The sequence below is a fragment of the Corynebacterium lemuris genome (assembly GCF_024919295.1).
Classification (GTDB): domain Bacteria; phylum Actinomycetota; class Actinomycetes; order Mycobacteriales; family Mycobacteriaceae; genus Corynebacterium; species Corynebacterium lemuris.
The window spans coordinates 51,203-66,269 of record NZ_JANWTC010000003.1 but is presented as its reverse complement, the minus strand read 5'-3'; the positions used below and the strand labels follow the sequence as shown (position 1 = coordinate 66,269).

16 protein-coding genes are annotated in these 15,067 nt (G+C 67.3%); 5 read left to right on the top strand and 11 right to left on the bottom strand.

All coding sequences use genetic code 11. The features are described from left to right. Positions 1-2 precede the first annotated feature (2 nt). The 7 genes from galE to NYP18_RS05585 all read right to left on the bottom strand — a co-directional run bounded on the left by galE (position 3) and on the right by NYP18_RS05585 (position 6,051). Positions 3-989: a UDP-glucose 4-epimerase GalE gene (gene galE, locus NYP18_RS05615; RefSeq protein WP_259427194.1), complete on the bottom strand. Its 987-nt coding sequence runs from the start codon at positions 987-989 to the stop codon at positions 3-5. A 9-nt stretch (positions 990-998) separates the two neighbouring features. Continuing rightward, positions 999-1,676 (bottom strand): metal-dependent transcriptional regulator, encoded by a 678-nt coding sequence (locus NYP18_RS05610; protein ID WP_259427193.1) that lies wholly within the window; start codon positions 1,674-1,676, stop codon positions 999-1,001. Positions 1,677-1,809: 133 nt separating this feature from the next. After that, positions 1,810-2,799 (bottom strand): sigma-70 family RNA polymerase sigma factor, encoded by a 990-nt coding sequence (locus NYP18_RS05605; RefSeq protein WP_259427192.1) that lies wholly within the window; start codon positions 2,797-2,799, stop codon positions 1,810-1,812. Positions 2,800-2,904: 105 nt separating this feature from the next. After that, the gene (locus tag NYP18_RS05600) at positions 2,905-3,474 is read right to left on the bottom strand and encodes an NADPH-dependent FMN reductase (protein ID WP_259427191.1); all 570 of its coding nucleotides are present in this window, start codon (positions 3,472-3,474) and stop codon (positions 2,905-2,907) included. A gap of 95 nt (positions 3,475-3,569) precedes the next feature. Further along, entirely contained in the window at positions 3,570-4,004 is a 435-nt protein-coding gene (gene dtd, locus NYP18_RS05595) for a D-aminoacyl-tRNA deacylase (RefSeq protein WP_259427190.1), read from the bottom strand. Then, entirely contained in the window at positions 4,001-5,524 is a 1,524-nt protein-coding gene (locus NYP18_RS05590) for a DUF7782 domain-containing protein (protein WP_259427189.1), read from the bottom strand. Before NYP18_RS05590 ends, dtd begins: the two co-directional genes overlap by 4 nt. Next, on the bottom strand, positions 5,521-6,051 hold the full coding sequence (locus NYP18_RS05585) for a DUF3099 domain-containing protein (protein ID WP_259427188.1): 531 nt from the start codon (positions 6,049-6,051) through the stop codon (positions 5,521-5,523). The genes NYP18_RS05590 and NYP18_RS05585 overlap by 4 nt, the downstream gene beginning before the upstream one ends. Positions 6,052-6,108: 57 nt before the next feature. Between NYP18_RS05585 and NYP18_RS05580 the strand changes: the two genes are divergently transcribed. The 5 genes from NYP18_RS05580 to NYP18_RS05560 all read left to right on the top strand — a co-directional run bounded on the left by NYP18_RS05580 (position 6,109) and on the right by NYP18_RS05560 (position 9,623). Continuing rightward, positions 6,109-6,348 carry a DUF3039 domain-containing protein gene (locus tag NYP18_RS05580; protein ID WP_206436413.1) on the top strand — a complete coding sequence of 80 codons (240 nt, stop codon included), beginning with the start codon at positions 6,109-6,111 and terminating at the stop codon, positions 6,346-6,348. Further along, entirely contained in the window at positions 6,345-8,075 is a 1,731-nt protein-coding gene (locus NYP18_RS05575) for a DEAD/DEAH box helicase (RefSeq protein ID WP_259427187.1), read from the top strand. Before NYP18_RS05580 ends, NYP18_RS05575 begins: the two co-directional genes overlap by 4 nt. A 135-nt stretch (positions 8,076-8,210) precedes the next feature. After that, positions 8,211-8,723: a DUF4190 domain-containing protein gene (locus NYP18_RS05570; protein WP_259427186.1), complete on the top strand. Its 513-nt coding sequence runs from the start codon at positions 8,211-8,213 to the stop codon at positions 8,721-8,723. A gap of 6 nt (positions 8,724-8,729) precedes the next feature. Next, positions 8,730-9,302, top strand: a complete 573-nt coding sequence (locus tag NYP18_RS05565) for a DUF418 domain-containing protein (RefSeq protein ID WP_259427185.1) — start codon at positions 8,730-8,732, stop codon at positions 9,300-9,302. 141 nt (positions 9,303-9,443) lie between these two features. Then, entirely contained in the window at positions 9,444-9,623 is a 180-nt protein-coding gene (locus NYP18_RS05560) for a hypothetical protein (RefSeq protein WP_259427184.1), read from the top strand. Here NYP18_RS05560 and NYP18_RS05555 read toward each other — a convergent pair. The 4 genes from NYP18_RS05555 to ppgK form a co-directional block, all read right to left on the bottom strand. Continuing rightward, positions 9,599-10,216: a TetR/AcrR family transcriptional regulator gene (locus tag NYP18_RS05555; protein WP_259427183.1), complete on the bottom strand. Its 618-nt coding sequence runs from the start codon at positions 10,214-10,216 to the stop codon at positions 9,599-9,601. The two genes, NYP18_RS05560 and NYP18_RS05555, sit on opposite strands and share 25 nt — an antisense overlap. A 12-nt stretch (positions 10,217-10,228) precedes the next feature. Next, the gene (locus tag NYP18_RS05550; RefSeq protein WP_259427182.1) at positions 10,229-12,568 is read right to left on the bottom strand and encodes an MMPL family transporter; all 2,340 of its coding nucleotides are present in this window, start codon (positions 12,566-12,568) and stop codon (positions 10,229-10,231) included. A gap of 178 nt (positions 12,569-12,746) precedes the next feature. Then, positions 12,747-14,231: an RNA polymerase sigma factor gene (locus tag NYP18_RS05545; protein WP_439648063.1), complete on the bottom strand. Its 1,485-nt coding sequence runs from the start codon at positions 14,229-14,231 to the stop codon at positions 12,747-12,749. A 79-nt stretch (positions 14,232-14,310) separates the two neighbouring features. Next, positions 14,311-15,063 carry a polyphosphate--glucose phosphotransferase gene (gene ppgK / locus NYP18_RS05540; RefSeq protein WP_259427180.1) on the bottom strand — a complete coding sequence of 251 codons (753 nt, stop codon included), beginning with the start codon at positions 15,061-15,063 and terminating at the stop codon, positions 14,311-14,313. Between the last annotated feature and the right edge of the window lie 4 nt (positions 15,064-15,067).

Sequence of the window (15,067 nt, the reverse complement as noted above, 5' to 3'; positions counted from 1 at the left end):
GCTCAGCGTTTCTTCGCTGACCAGGCCTTCTCGCCGAGCTGGCTGGTGAAGGCCCAGGCGTCGGTGACGATGGTCTCCAGGTCGGTGCGGGTGGGGTTCCACCCGAGCTCCTCCCCGATCTTCGCGGAGGAGGCGATGAGCACCGCCGGATCGCCGGCGCGGCGCGGGGCCACCTCGGCGGAGATGGGATGCCCGGTGACCTTTCGGCACATCTCCACCACCTGCTTCACTGAATAGCCGTCGCCGGAGCCCAGGTTGTAGATCCGGTGCGTGCCCGGTTCATTGGACTCCAGGGCCAGGACATGGGCGTCGGCCAGGTCGCGGATATGGATGTAGTCGCGCACGGCGGTGCCGTCCGGGGTGGGCCAGTCATCACCGAACATGAAGATCTTCTCGCGGTGACCAAGCGCGACCTGCAGGACCAGGGGGATGAGATGGGTCTCGATCTCCCGGTTCTCGCCGATGGCACCGTAGGCCCCGGCCACGTTGAAGTAGCGCAGACTCGTCGCCCCCAGACCGTGGGCCTGTGCGTAGGAGGTGATGGCGTGGTCGATCGCCAGCTTCGTCGCGCCGTAGGGGTTGGTTGGTGCGGTGGGCATGTCCTCGGTGATGGGGACCTGCTCCGGCTCGCCGTAGGTGGCCGCGGTGGAGGAGAAGACCAGGTTGGCCACCCCGTGCTCACGCATGGCGTCCAGCAGCGTCAACGTGGTCACCACGTTGTGCTGCCAGTACTCCTCCGGCTTCTCCATGGACTCACCGACCAGGGAGCGGGCGGCGAAGTGGATGACCCCGTCAAAGCCCCCTTCGGCGAGCACCTGGGCCGCCACGTCCCCGACATCGCCCTCGACCAGGCGGGCCCGGGCGGGGACGGCCTCCGGGTTACCGGTGGAGAAGTTGTCCACGATCACGACCTCGTGGCCGGCCTCCGTGAGTACCTGTGCACACACGCTGCCCACATATCCGGCTCCGCCGGTGACCAGAAGTTTCATCGTGAGTGCCTAGACCATCTCGACGCGGATCGCATGGGCCAGGTCAGGGTGGATCTCCACCTCAGCGGCCCCGGTGCTGAGGGTGACGGTGCCGTTGTTGTTGGTGACGGTGACGGTGGTGCCGACGATGATGCCGGCGTCATGGAGGGCGGAGAACTGCGGCAGGTCCACCTGCAGGATCTCGTTGATCTGCACGATCCGGGCCTCCACCGGCCGGCCCTCGGGCAGGTCCACGGCGCGGATGCCGTGGTCGAGGGTGGTGGCGGGGACACCGAGCTCGTCCAGACCCGGGATCGGGTTGCCGAAGGGGGAGCGGGTGGCGTCCTCCAGTACGGCGACAACGCGCTGTTCAACGGCCTCGCTCATCACGTGCTCCCAGCGGCAGGCCTCGTCGTGGACCTGGTGGATGTCCAGGCCGAGGATGTCGGTGAGCAGACGTTCGGCGAGCCGGTGCTTGCGCATGACGGCGGTGGCCAGCTCGCGGCCCTCCGGGGTCATCTCGAGGCTGCGGTCAGGTCGGACGATGACGAGGTTGTCCCGCTCCATGCGGGCGACCGTCTGGCTGACTGTCGGGCCTGACTGCTCGAGTCGCTCTGCGATACGGGCGCGCAGCGGTACAATTCCCTCTTCCTCGAGCTCGTAGATGGTCCGCAGATACATCTCTGTGGTATCGACCAAGTCTCTCACGTTAGGAGAACCTTTCTGCAGTATGTCCCGGTGATAGGTAGTAGCTTACCCGAAAAAATTTGCCCTCCCGGGTCAGCGGGAGGGCGGTGTGGCGTGTGGCTGATGTGTCGGAAGGGCCCGACGGGGCAGGGTCCTAGAGAGCGTACTCCCGTAGACGTTCGGCGCGGTGGCCGTCCCGCAGCTTGCTCATCACCTCTCGCTCGATCTGGCGCACACGCTCACGCGACAGACCGAAGCGGCGGCCGATCTGGTCGAGGGTGCGCGGAACACCGTCGTCCAGGCCGTAACGCAGACGGATGACGTCCTGCTCGCGGTCCTCGAGGGTGCCCAGGACCGCACGGATGTCGGAGTGGCGCATGGTGGCCACGACCGCCGATTCCGCATCGGTGGCCTCGGCGTCCTCAATGAAGTCACCCAGGGGTGCTTCCTCGTCAGCACCGACGGGCATGTCCAGGCTCACGGGATCACGCGACTGGCGCAGGAGCATCTCGATGCGTGATTCCTCGATGCCGGACTCCTCGGCCAGTTCCTCATTCGTCGCCTCGCGGCCCAGGTGCTGGTAGAGCTCCCGCTTGATGCGTGAGAGCTTGTTCACCTGCTCCACGAGGTGGACGGGCAGCCGGATGGTGCGCGACTGGTCCGCCATGCCGCGGGTGATGGCCTGACGGATCCACCATGTGGCGTAGGTGGAGAACTTGAAGCCCTTGGCGTAGTCGAACTTCTCCATTGCGCGGATGAGTCCGAGGTTGCCCTCCTGGATCAGATCCAGCAGCGGCATGCCGCGGCCGGTGTAGCGCTTGGCCAGGGAGACCACGAGGCGCAGGTTGGCCTCCAACAGGTGGGCGCGGGCCTTGTTGCCGTCCTTGGCCAGCACCTTCAGGTCGCGTTTCATGGCACGCGTCAGCGGCCTCTCGGACTGCTGGAGCAGGTGGGTGGCATAGAGCCCCACCTCGATCCGCTGGGCGAGGTCCACCTCCTCCTCAGCGTTCAGCAGGGCCGTGCGGCCGATGCCGTTGAGATAGACACGCACCAGGTCGGCCGACGGGTTGTCATTGGTCTGACCTCGTCGGCTGCCGCGGTCGGTGGTCTCTATGCCTGATTCCTGCAGGGAAGGGTTTGTCATAAGGAGGCCTCCTATTATCGCTGGTCTTAAAGGTTCAACGCTCCAACGTCCAATTTTGTTCCCGTTCCCGGAATTCCGGTTGCAGGGGCGCTGTCACCGGCCGGCTCAGGCGCTGACCTTCTCGCGGGCACTCTCCAGGGCCCGGGTCCGGGGCAGGAGCTCATCCAGCATTCCGTGGAGCCTGTTGCCGGAGGAACGGGTGGGGGCGAAGTCGCCGTCGTTGCGGAAGTCCGTGAACAGGGACATGGCCACTGGCTCGTGGACATACGCCATCTGCATCCCGGAGAGGGTGGCGCGCAGGTGCTCGACAGCTTCGGCGCCGCCGGCCGATCCGTAGGAGACGAAGCCGGCGGCCTTGTCGTGGAACTCGGGGGAGAGGTGGTTCAGGGCGTTCTTCAGGGCACCCGGGATGGAGGGGTGGCGCTCCGAGGCGATGAACACGAAACCGTCGTAGCGGCCGATGGTGGTGGACCAACGTTTCGTGATCTTCTCCCCGTACCGTTTCATCGCCGGCGGGGTGGCCTCATCCCAGACCGGCAGCTCGAGCTCGGAGATGTTGATGATCTCGTAGTCTGCGTCGCCCCGCCTGTCAGCCTCCTCCTTCACCCACCTGGCCACATTGAGGCTCTGGCGACCACGGCGGGCGCTGCTGGTGACGACGGCGATCTTGGGCATGTGTTCCTCCGTACTCGAAAAGATATTATTATATTTCAATTATATGACATGACCACAAAATTTTCAAGGGGCCCACGCGCGCGCGAGGAAGCCGGTCAGCACTCCACCAGCACCGTGAAAGGTCCCTCGTTGACCGAGGCGACCTGCATCATCGCCCCGAATACACCCTCCTCCACATGGATCCCGCGCCCGCGCAGCCCCGCCGCGATCTTCGCGATCACCGGTTCCGCCTGTTCCCCCGGAGCGGCATCCGACCAGCTAGGGCGCCGACCCTTGACGGTGCGCCCGTGCAGGGTGAACTGGCTGACCAGCAGGACCGGGGCGCCGGCCTCCTCCACGCCGCGTTCCCCGTCGAGAATGCGCAGCTCCGCGATCTTGCGCACCATCGTCTCCCAGGCATCGGGTGTGTCCTCCCGGCCCACACCCACCAGCGCGAGCAGACCACCGGTCTCCGGGCAGTCGATGGCGCCGACGACCTCCCCGTCCACCGTCACGGAGGCGGAGCTCACCCGGGTCAGGACGGCCTTCAAGCGACCACCTCTGCCAGATCCGCCGGCAACACCAGACCGTGGCGGACCAGGTCGACGACTGCAGGGATGGCCGCCCGGACCAGCTCCTCCTCATCGAGTCCGTTCGCCATGGCGTAGAGCCCGGCCGTCTCCGCCAGGGAGAGACCCTGGGGGTGCAGACCCGCAACGATGGCGGCCAGGTGCTCGTCCACCTCGTGGGACCAGCGCGGGCCGTCGGTACGCGTCAGACGCAGGGTGGCCGGGCTGAAACCGACACCGGCGTCCAGGTCGGCGACGGCGATGTTCTCCCGGGCCAGGCCGGGACGGGTGAGGAAGGTGGCGTCGGCAAGTTCCTGTGCGTCGCGCTCCCGCAGCCAGGCGGTGCGCAGGAAGTACTCCTCGATCTCCGGACCCAGCGGATCAGTGAAGGCCTGCGGCATGGCCTCGGCCATGATGTCGGAGGGCTGGTCACCGATCTCGCGGATGGCCACGAAACCGAAGCCGATGCCGGTCACCCCGTGCTCGGCGAAATGCGCCAGCCACGACCCGGTGCGGGCGTCGGCCCCGGGGGAGCGGGGGTCGAGGGATTCGTCGCGCAGCCAGGTGCCCACATAATGGGCCGGATCCGCCACATCGCGCTCAATGATCCACGCGGCCACCCCGCGGTCCGGCAGCCATGAGGCAACCCGCGCCGCCCAGGACTGTGTGTGGGTGTGCACCCAGGCAGCCAGCAGATGCGCGGTACCGCCCTCCGCCAGATGCTCCGGGGCCTGCGAGACCACCAGCTCAGAGGCCCCGTCGAGGTTCAGCCCTGAATCCCGGTAGACGTGGCCGACCTCAGGCAGGCCGACGACGAAGGGCGGGTTGGCCACGATCCGGTCGAAACGGCGCCCCGCAACGGGCTCGAACCACGGCCCCTCCAGCAGCTCCACCTGTGCACCTGCCCCGGCGAAGGTGGCCTCCGCCAGATCCAGTGCCCGCGGGTGGACATCAGTCGCGGTCACGGACTCCGCGACACCGACCTGCCCGAGGGCCTGGACACCCGAACCGGTGCCCAGGTCCAGCACTGAACCCACCGGTGTCACCGGAGTGGACTGCAGCAGCGACAGACTTGCCGCCCCCACACCCAGCACATGCTCCGGGCCCGGGACATGCTCCGTCATGGCGGCGTCAGCATCGGAGAAGACCCACCGGTTGTCCCCGACGATCACGTGCGGCCGGATATCCAGGACCATCTGCACCGTGCCGTTATGGTCGGCCACGGCGGCACCGGCATCCAGCAGACGCGTCGCCAGCGTGGCACCCACCAGATCGGCCAGTTCGGTGGCCGGGACCGGGTCACGCAGGATGAACACCCGGATCAGCCGGGAGAGGGTCGAGCCGTCGGAGGTGGCGTAGCGCACCGCGGCAGGTTCCCCGCGGTGCATCGCCTCGGTGTAGCTGGGGCCGAGATGTCCGGCGACGCCACCGGAGGTGAAGCCTGCGGCACGGAACAGCGCCGTGAGCTCCGGCGCGAGAGCGGACAGGGGGGTACGGGTCACTTGTCGTCCTTCGGATTCTCATCGGGGTCTGATTCAGTGTCAGGCGCGGCGTCGGGCATGTTGTCGATCACCTCGTGCTCCTCCCCGTCTTCGCCGGGCGGCAGCGAGGGACGTTCCCCGGCCTCCAGTTCGGCGTGCCGGGCGGCTTCTGCAGCCAGGTGGGCGTTGTACTCGCGGGTGGCCTGCGGTTTGTACACCGAGCGGGTGCGCTTGTCGCGGGGCTCGCCCTTGCCGTTGGCGATGACCACGGCGATCCAGGGCAACGGCACGGAGATGATGAACAGCAGGCCGGAGAGGAGCCAGTCACCCAGCCAGATGTAACTGCCGGCACTGATCAGCAGGGCGGGCAGCCGGGCGCCCTGCAACCACGAGTACATGCGCTCCCGGCGGCGCAGATCCTCGGCGGGGGAACGGCGGGCGTCGGTGATCAGCTCCGCGCGACGTCTGGTCAGCCGGAATCTGCGCCCCGCCTTCCCACCTTCTCCGGCGCCGGGGTCGTCGACTGTGTCGAAACGGTCCTGATCCATGGCTATCAAGATAGCCCTGTGTGCCTTTTCCGGGCAGAGTGGGGCATGATGGGTCAGGTGAGAACGAGTACGAAGACCATCGAACGTCCAGACATCAGGGAAGACACCGACCTCGACGACGGCACCCCGAAGTTCTTCCACTATGTCAAGAAGAACCAGATCGTCGATTCCGCGGTGAGCGGCAACATGGTTGTCGCCCTGTGCGGTGAGACCTTCCCCGTGACCAAGCAGGCCAAGCCGGGGTCGCCGGTCTGCCCCGACTGCGAACGGATCTACAAGGGCCTGCGTAAGAAGTGAGTGGTGGCGGCAAGGGGCAGCTCCGCGCCTGGCAGCGGACGGCGCTGACGAAGTTCCTGCTCCACAAACCGAAGGATTTCCTGGCGGTGGCGACCCCGGGAGCTGGCAAGACCACGTTTGCGCTGCGTGTGGCGATGGAACTGAAGTCCACGCGGCTGGTCGAGCGGATCATCGTCGTCGTGCCCACCGAGCACCTGAAGATCCAGTGGTCCCAGGCGGCCGCCCGCGTGGGCCTGGCGCTGGACCCGTATTTCACCAATGCCTCGGCGGTCAACCCCGCCTACGACGGTGTGGTGGTGACCTACGCCCAGGTGTCGATGCACCCCTATAAGCATCATGCCGTGACCTCGGCGAAACGTTCCCTGGTGGTCCTCGACGAGATCCACCACGGCGGTGACGCCAAGAGCTGGGGCGACGGCATCCGGGAGGCCTACTCCGATGCGGAGCACCGCCTGTCCCTGACGGGCACCCCCTTCCGTTCGGATGATTCCCAGATCCCCTTCGTGCGCTACGAGGAGGACGGCGAGGGGCACCTCGTCTCCCGGGCGGACCACACCTACGGCTACTCGGATGCGCTCGCCGACGGTGTTGTGCGTCCGGTCGTCTTCCTCGCCTATTCCGGAGAGGCCCGCTGGCGCACCTCCGCCGGCGAGGAGTACGCCGCCCGCCTGGGTGAACCGCTCAACGCCGAGCAGACGGCACGGGCCTGGAAGACGGCCCTGGACCCGCGGGGTGACTGGATCCCGGCTGTGCTGCAGGCCGCCCACACCCGCCTGCAGCAGCTGCGCAGGAACATGCCCGACGCCGGCGGACTGGTCATCGCCACGGACACGAAGACCGCGCGCGCCTACGCGAAGATCCTGACGGAGATGTCCTCGACCCCCGTGGCGGTCATCCTCTCCGATGAGCCCGGCTCCTCGGAACGCATCGAGGAGTTCTCCAACTCCACCGACGAGTGGATGGTCGCGGTGCGCATGGTCTCTGAGGGTGTGGACGTCCCGCGTCTGGCCGTCGGCGTCTACGCCACCTCCGCGGCCACACCACTGTTCTTCGCGCAGGCCATCGGCCGTTTCGTGCGTTCCCGCATGCCGGGGGAGACGGCCTCGGTCTTCCTGCCCTCCGTGCCGGTCCTGCTGGAGCTGGCCGAGAAGCTGGAGACCTCGCGCGACCACGTCCTGGGCAAGCCCGACCGCCCCGAGCAGGGCTGGGATGACGAGGCCCTCGCGGAGGCCAACCGGGAGGAGAACGAGCAGGACGAGGAACCCGCCTACGAATCCCTCGGCGCTGAAGCGGAACTCGATTCGTTGATCTACGACGGTTCCACCTACGGCACCGCCACCTTCGCCGGCTCCGACGAGGAGGCCGACTACCTCGGCCTGCCCGGGCTTCTCGACGCCGACCAGATGAAGGCCCTGCTGCGCAAGCGGCAGGAGGAGCAGCTCGACGCCCGCGATGAGCAGGAACGCCGCCGGGAGGAGATCGCCCGTGCCGATGCGGAGGCCCGCCGCTCGGCCGGCAATGTGGCCGCCGCGGAGCGGGTGGCCAGTGATGAGATCCCACAGCTGCGCAAGGAACTCAACGCCATCGTCTCCATCACTGCCGGACGCACCGGTCGGCCACACGGTGCGATCCACACCGAGGCGCGCAACGCCTGCGGCGGGCCGCCCACCGCGCTGTGCACCGCCGAGCAGCTGCGCGACCGCATCGCCTATCTGCGTCGCTGGTAGCCGGTCAGGGAGTCCTCGGGGATTACCCGCATTCTGCCCGGATTCCGGGCGAACCGGGCAGCTTCGGGAGCCAGGGACGGTTAGTGTGGTGGGGAGCAAGATCTCTGACCCACCGGCACTGAGAGGGACATCTCCATGACCAACCCGAACGACCCGCAGCAGCCCAATTTCGGCGCCTACCAGTACCCCTCCGGCAACCCGGAACAGGCGTCGGGGCAGCCACCCGCCTACGGTTCCACCCCGGGATACGGTTCCGGCCCTGTCTCCGGCTCCACCTGGGCGATGGCGGAGACACCCAACCGCGTCGCCCCGTGGGCTCTGGGCGTGGGTATCCTCGCCCTGCTCATGGGCGTCAGTATCGTCCTGACCGCCTTCGCCTTCATCCCCGGCATCATCGGCCTGATCCTCGGCGTGATCGCCATCGTCCGGGGTCGGAGCCTCAGCGGGCCGGCCCGCCGGACCGGCATGTCGGTCGCCGGTCTGGTCATGTCCATCATCGGCATCCTTCTCTCTGTGGTCTTCTGGGTGCTCATGAGCATGCTGGTCACTGAGTCAGGCATCGGCGACTGTGTGACGCTGACAGATCCGGGCGCGCAGCAGCAGTGCATCGAGGACGCCCTCAACGAGTGGTCCGGTGGGGCGAACTAGCCGTCGATGAGCACCGCGCTATCCACGCGGTATCTTGCGCCGGACATCGCCCGGGGTGTGGCCCTGCCGGGCATCGCCCTGGCCAACATCACCACCGGTTGGATCATCTCCGGCGGGGCCGGTTATGCCGCTGATTTCGGAGAAGTCCGGGATCCGGGCAGCCGGGTGGATAACCTGGCGGTGGTCCTGCACGCCATGTTCACCATGCTCCTCGGCTTCGGGATCGGCCTGCTCGCGCAGAGTCTGCTGCGCCGCGGTCTGCCCCGGCGGTGGGTGCAACGGCTGCTGTGGCGGCGTTATCTCCTGCTCGGGGTGATCAGTGTGCTGCACCTGGTCCTGCTCTTCTCCGGCGACATTATCGCGCAGTACGCGGTCACCGCGCTGCTCCTGATCGCCCTGATTCCGCTGTACGACCGTGTTCTCATGGTCATCGCCTGGCTGCTTCTCGGCCTGAGCATCAGCTTCTTCAGCTTCACGGCCGTAGTTGCCGTGCTCCAGTCGGGCAAGCGGAGACCTACCTCGGTTACATCGCCACCAACCTCGCCATCCGCGGCGGGAACCTGGTCGCCGAACCCGTGACGGTGCTCGTGCTCCTGCCGCTGATGATCTTCGGCCTGGTGTGGGCCCGCCGCGCGCTGCTACGCACCTGGGTGGTGGTCGCGGGGCTGGTGGTGCTGCGTCTCGGCCTGCCCTGGGGGTTGGCGGCCATCGGGGTTGGAGGTGCCGCTGGACAGTCTCAACACCGGTTTCGGCATGCTCACCGGGCCGGGGATCCCGGGGCAGATGGCACTGGGGGTGGGCGTCTGGTTTCCCACGCTGGTGTGGGACCTGCGGGGCTGGCCGGGGCCCGTCGAACGGGTCCACCGGCGCCTGGCCTACGGCCGTTCGGCACTGCCCTGATCTGACAGGCGCACCATATCGAAGGCCCGGCGGATCAGCTGCTCGGCCTCTCCGGGATCGCGGGGTGCGGGCAGGGCGTAGTAGCTCTCGAGGGCGGTCTGGGCGATGGTGACCGCCACCTTCACCGCCACCCGGGATTCGAAGGGGGAGAGGTGGGAGGTGCGGTTGGCCAGCTTCTCGAAGAGGGGGCGCAGCTGTTCATCCAGCTGTCCCCAGGCTGCCGCCCCCTGGAGGGTGTGCAGCACATCGGAGAGCCGGAACAGCGTCGCGAAGGAGTCGAGTGCGTTGTCGTCGTCCCCGGTCTCCCACAGCCCGGTGATCAGCACCCACTCCACCGCCTCGAATAAGGTGGCCTCCGCCGGTGCCTGACGGAGCCGGCCGATGAGGTCGGCGACGCGGGTGACCAGGAATTCCCGCAGTGCCTCGTCCATGGCGGCGAAGTAGTTGTGGAAGGTACGGGCGGAGACCCCGGCTGCCTCGGAGACGGCCGCCACGGTCAACCCCTCCGCCCCCTGATCGAGGGCGAGACGGGCCGCCGCCCGCGCGATCTGGGCGCGGGTGGCGGCCTTCTTGGTTTCTCGGAGTCCGGACATGATGGCCTGAGTCTATCGGGCGGGTTCCAGGTCCCGGATGCCCTCGCCCTCGACGTCGACCTTCGGCAGGATCCGGTCCAGCCAGCGCGGCAGCCACCAGGCGCGCTCGTCGAGAAGGAACATCGTCGCCGGGATGATGAGCATGCGGACGATGAAGGCATCGAAGAACACGGCCGCGGCCAGGGCGAAGCCCATGGTCTTGATGAAGGCCATGTCCTGCATCATGAAGGCCGCGAACACGGAGATCATGATCAGGGCGGCGGCGGTGACCACGCGGGCGCCGTGCTTGAAGCCGTTGGCGGTGGCGTTGCCGGCGGTCTTGCCGTGTGTCCAGCCCTCGCGCATGCGGGTGACCAGGAAAACCTGGTAGTCCATGGCCAGGCCGAAGACGAGCCCGATGAGGATGATCGGCAGGAAGCTCAGCAGCGGCTGCGGATCAGAGATCAGGCCGAGCCAGCCCTCCTGGAAGATGGCCACGGTGACGCCGAAGGTCGCGGCGACGGACAGGCCGAAACCGAGGGCGGCGATCAGCGGCACCCAGATCGAACGGAAGACCAGCAGCAGGACGAGGAAGGCCAGCAGCAGGACGATGCCGATATAGGGGATGAGCACATCGCCGAGGCGGTCGGAGATGTCGTCGAAGATCGGGGTGGCACCGGTGATGCCGTAGGTGGCGCCGGTCTCCGCCTCGAAGTCGACGGCCGCCTCACGCAGTGCCTGCAGTGTCTGCGAGGTCTCTGGGTCGGTGGCGCCGTACGCCGGGGTGATCAGCACCTGGGCGGCGCTGAAGTCCTCCGTGGTGGCCACGACCTGGGCGTTGCGCACACCCTCGACACCGAGGAACTTCTCGACGCCCGCCCCGAACGCCAGGGGGCGCTCCTCGGCGGGGAGGTCGGCGGTGTCGATGAGCGCGATCATGGGGGCGTCACGGCCCGGTCCGAAGGCGTCGGCGGTGATCTCATGCGCGATGCGCGGCGGGGTGCCCGGGGTGGCGGAGCCGTCGGTGGGCATGGCCAGGCGCATGGAGGAGGCCGGGATGGCGAGTACACCCAGCAGCAGGACACCGGCGATCAGGTGGGCGACCGGGCGCCTGCGGATGCGGCGCACCCAGCGCAGACCCATGGTCGGGTTGTCGTCCTCCGGGTCCGGGGCCTTGACCCCGGGGAAGCGGACGGCGAAGGCCCGGGTGCCCAGCAGACCCATGAGGGCGGGCAGGAAGGACAGGGCGATGAGCACGGCGAGCGCCACGGTTGCGGCGGCGCCCAGCGCCATGGCGGTGAGGAAGGGGATATTGATGATCGACAGCGCCGACAGGGCGATGAGGACCGTCAGACCGGCGAAGATGACCGCCGAACCGGCGGTGCCCACGGCCATGCCCATGGCGTGCGCGCGGGTCTCCTTGTCCAGCTCCCGCAGCCGCTGGGCCAGCTCCTTCGGGGTGACGTCATTGGCACCGGAGGCCTTGATCAGCTCGGTCCGGAAACGCGAGACGATGAACAGGGCATAGTCGATGCCGACCGCCAGACCGATCATGGAGGCCAGGATCGGGGTCATCTCGTTGATGTCGTCACTGACTGCGGTGGTCAGCTGGATACCCAGGATACCGATGCCCACGCCCACGATGGCGGAGACCAGGGGCATGCCGGCGGCCACGACGGAACCGAAGGTGATCAGCAGCACGAGGGCGGCGACGGCCAGACCGATGAGCTCGGAGGTCATCTCGATGTCGCCGGAGGCGGCACCGAAGGCGTTGCCGTTGTAGACGACGGTGAGATCCCCCTCGTCGTAGCGGTCGAGGATCCCGGTCACGGCGGTGACGTCCTCGGCGGGGATATCCATGAGGGAGGCGGAGTCGAAGCGGACGCTGACGATGCCCGTGGTCTCATCCTGGCTCAGGGGGCTGACCGCGGCCACGTCGGCGGCGATCTTCTGCTCCGGGACACCCTGCGCCTGCAGCTGCGGGGTCATCTGGGCGGCGACCCCCTGGGCGGCCAGGACCGGATCGACGATGGTCTCCGGTTCGCTGAGTACACCGGCGCCACGGACCTCGGCGAGCATCTCGTCGACCTGCGCCTGCACCTGCGGGTCGGTGAGCGTCGCACCCTCCGGCGCCTGGATGACGATGTTGCCGGTGGGGGCGTTGGTGGCGTCCTCGGCACCGGGGAAGCGCTCCTGCATCTTCTCCATGGTCACCACCGAGTCGAGCCCGGGGATGGTGAAGGTGGTCGACGGCGACTTGGCGAATGCGCCCGCCAGGGCCCCGACGGCGATCAGCAGAACCAACCAGAAGGCGAGGAAGGGCCAGGACCGGCGGTAGGCGGAACTGCCCAGTCGGTAGAGGAATCGTGCCATGGGTGGGCAGACCTTTCAGGGGGTGGGGGAGGATATGACCCTCCTACTCTATGGATACGTGCACACCTCGTGCAAATTTGCGCTCCCTGTGCATCCTGTCGGAGGAGGGCACGAAAAAACCGCGGGCGCACATCCGGTGAGGGGTGTGCGCCCGCGGCAGACAGACAGTGTCGGGCGACTAGTCCAGGTAGTCGCGCAGCACCTGCGAACGCGAGGGATGACGCAGCTTGGACATCGTCTTCGACTCGATCTGACGGATGCGTTCACGGGTCACCCCGTAGACCTGGCCGATCTCGTCGAGGGTGCGCGGCATGCCGTCGGTCAGGCCGAAGCGCAGACGGACCACACCCGCCTCACGCTCAGACAGCGTCTGCAGGACGTCCTGCAGCTGATCCTGCAGGAGGGTGAAGGAGACGGCGTCGACGGCGACGACGGCCTCGGAGTCCTCGATGAAGTCACCGAGCTGGGAATCACCTTCATCACCGATGGTCTGGTCCAGGGAGATCGGCTCACGGGCGTACTGCTGGATCTCGAGGACCTTCTCCTCGGTGATGTCCATCTCCTTGGCCAGCTCCAGCGGAGTGGGCTCGCGGCCGAGATCCTGGAGGAGCTCACGCTGGATACGGCCCAGCTTGTTGATGACCTCCACCATGTGCACCGGGATACGGATGGTGCGGGCCTGGTCAGCCATGGCGCGGGTGATGGCCTGGCGGATCCACCACGTGGCGTAGGTGGAGAACTTGTAGCCCTTGGAGTAGTCGAACTTCTCCACGGCACGGATCAGTCCGAGGTTGCCCTCCTGGATCAGGTCCAGGAAGGCCATGCCGCGGCCGGTGTAACGCTTGGCCAGGGAGACCACGAGGCGGAGGTTGGCCTCCAGCAGGTGGTTCTTGGCTTTGCGCCCGTCGCGTGCGATGGCCCGCAGGTCACGCTTGACGGCGGGCGTCAGCTTCGCGTCCTTGTCACCGGCGGCGAAGGCCTCCTCCATCTGCTCCATGCGGTAGGTGGCGTAGAGACCGGCCTCGATGCGCTTGGCCAGGGAAACCTCCTGCTCCGCATTGAGCAGTGCGACCTTGCCGATCTGCTTGAGGTAGGCGCGGACGGAGTCGGCGGAGGCGGTGAGTTCGGCATCCTTACGCGCCTGGCGCAGGGCAGCGGACTCGTCCTCGTCCCAGACGGAGGCACCTTCGTCCTCCTTCTCCTCTTCTTCCTCCTCATCTTCCTCGGAGTCGGCATCGAGTTCGTCGTCCTCGTCGAGGTTCTCCTCGTCGAAGTCGACCTCCTCGGGCTCGCGCTCCTCGTCGTCGAGCTCATCCTCAAGATCCTCAACCTCGGTCTCGACCTTGGTCGTGGCCTTGGCGGCTGTCTTGCGCACAGCCTTCTTGGCGGTCTTCTTGACCGCCGTTCCGGTGCTCTTCTTCGCCACCTTGCGCGCAGTCTTCTTGGCGACCTTGCGGGCCGTCTTCTTGGCCACCTTCTTGGCGGCCTTCTTCACCGGAGTGTCGGCGGCCGACGCAGCGGTCGTCTCCGCGTTGTCAGTCGCTGCATTGCCTGAAGAATCCGTGGCTGCCACGTACGCCCTTTCGACTTTCCTACTGGTCCATGTGGAGACGGGAAACTGCCCCGCGACCCACACCTGTGATGGCGGTGTGTTCACCGTCATCACGATCGACCGCCCATTATAGAGCAATTAACCCTTGACGGTTCACTCAAGCCCTGCTTATGCGTATCCGGATGAGACGTCAGGGGGCCAGGTGCGCGGTCACCGCCATGGCCGCCCCGACAATGCCCGCGCGGTTGCGCAACCGGGCGGGGAACACCGGCGTGTCCACATCCAGCAGCGGAACCCACCGCTCGTGGTCGCGGGAGATTCCCCCGCCCACGATGAACACGCCCGGGTTGAGCAGCCGTTCGTACTCGTTGAGCACCCGGCTCACGCGCTTCGCCCACTTCTTGTAGCTGAGTCCGTCCCGGTCCTTGGCGGCGGACGACGCCCGGTCCTCAGCCTCCTTCTGACCGATCATCATGTGCCCCAGCTCCGTGTTGGGGAACAGTTTCCCGTCAGTGAGCAGCGCGGATCCGATGCCGGTGCCGAAGGTGAGGAACATGACGGAGCCCTCCCGGGCCCGCGGATCACCGAAGGCGACCTCGGCGATGCCGGCGGCATCCGCGTCGTTGAGCACGCTGACCTCCCGCCCGTCGAGGTGACGGTCGAAGAGTTCGCGGACGTCGGTGCCGATCCAGGCCGGGTCGATGTTGGCTGCCGAGTAGGCCACCTGGCCGCGGATGACAGACGGCAGTGTGATGCCCACGGGGGCGGTCCACTCCGCGGTGCGCACGATCTCCGCGACCGTCTGCGCCACCGCCTCCGGGGTGGCGGGTTGTGGGGTGCGGATCTTGATCCGCTCGCCGACGAATTCACCGTCGTCCATGTTCACGCGCGCGCCCTTGATTCCCGAGCCGCCGATGTCGATGCCGAAGCCGATGTTGCCCATGGCG

Bases quoted from the DNA above. Each gene is read 5' to 3' on its own strand.
- galE (WP_259427194.1), bottom strand. From the start codon at position 989: ATGAAACTTCTGGTCACCGGCGGAGCCGGATATGTGGGCAGCGTGTGT.
- NYP18_RS05605 (WP_259427192.1), bottom strand. From the start codon at position 2,799: ATGACAAACCCTTCCCTGCAGGAATCAGGCATAGAGACCACCGACCGC.
- NYP18_RS05600 (WP_259427191.1), bottom strand. From the start codon at position 3,474: ATGCCCAAGATCGCCGTCGTCACCAGCAGCGCCCGCCGTGGTCGCCAG.
- NYP18_RS05585 (WP_259427188.1), bottom strand. From the start codon at position 6,051: ATGGATCAGGACCGTTTCGACACAGTCGACGACCCCGGCGCCGGAGAA.
- NYP18_RS05570 (WP_259427186.1), top strand. From the start codon at position 8,211: ATGACCAACCCGAACGACCCGCAGCAGCCCAATTTCGGCGCCTACCAG.
- NYP18_RS05565 (WP_259427185.1), top strand. From the start codon at position 8,730: ATGAGCACCGCGCTATCCACGCGGTATCTTGCGCCGGACATCGCCCGG.
- NYP18_RS05555 (WP_259427183.1), bottom strand. From the start codon at position 10,216: ATGTCCGGACTCCGAGAAACCAAGAAGGCCGCCACCCGCGCCCAGATC.
- NYP18_RS05550 (WP_259427182.1), bottom strand. From the start codon at position 12,568: ATGGCACGATTCCTCTACCGACTGGGCAGTTCCGCCTACCGCCGGTCC.
- NYP18_RS05545 (WP_439648063.1), bottom strand. From the start codon at position 14,231: ATGACGGTGAACACACCGCCATCACAGGTGTGGGTCGCGGGGCAGTTT.
- ppgK (WP_259427180.1), bottom strand. From the start codon at position 15,063: ATGGGCAACATCGGCTTCGGCATCGACATCGGCGGCTCGGGAATCAAG.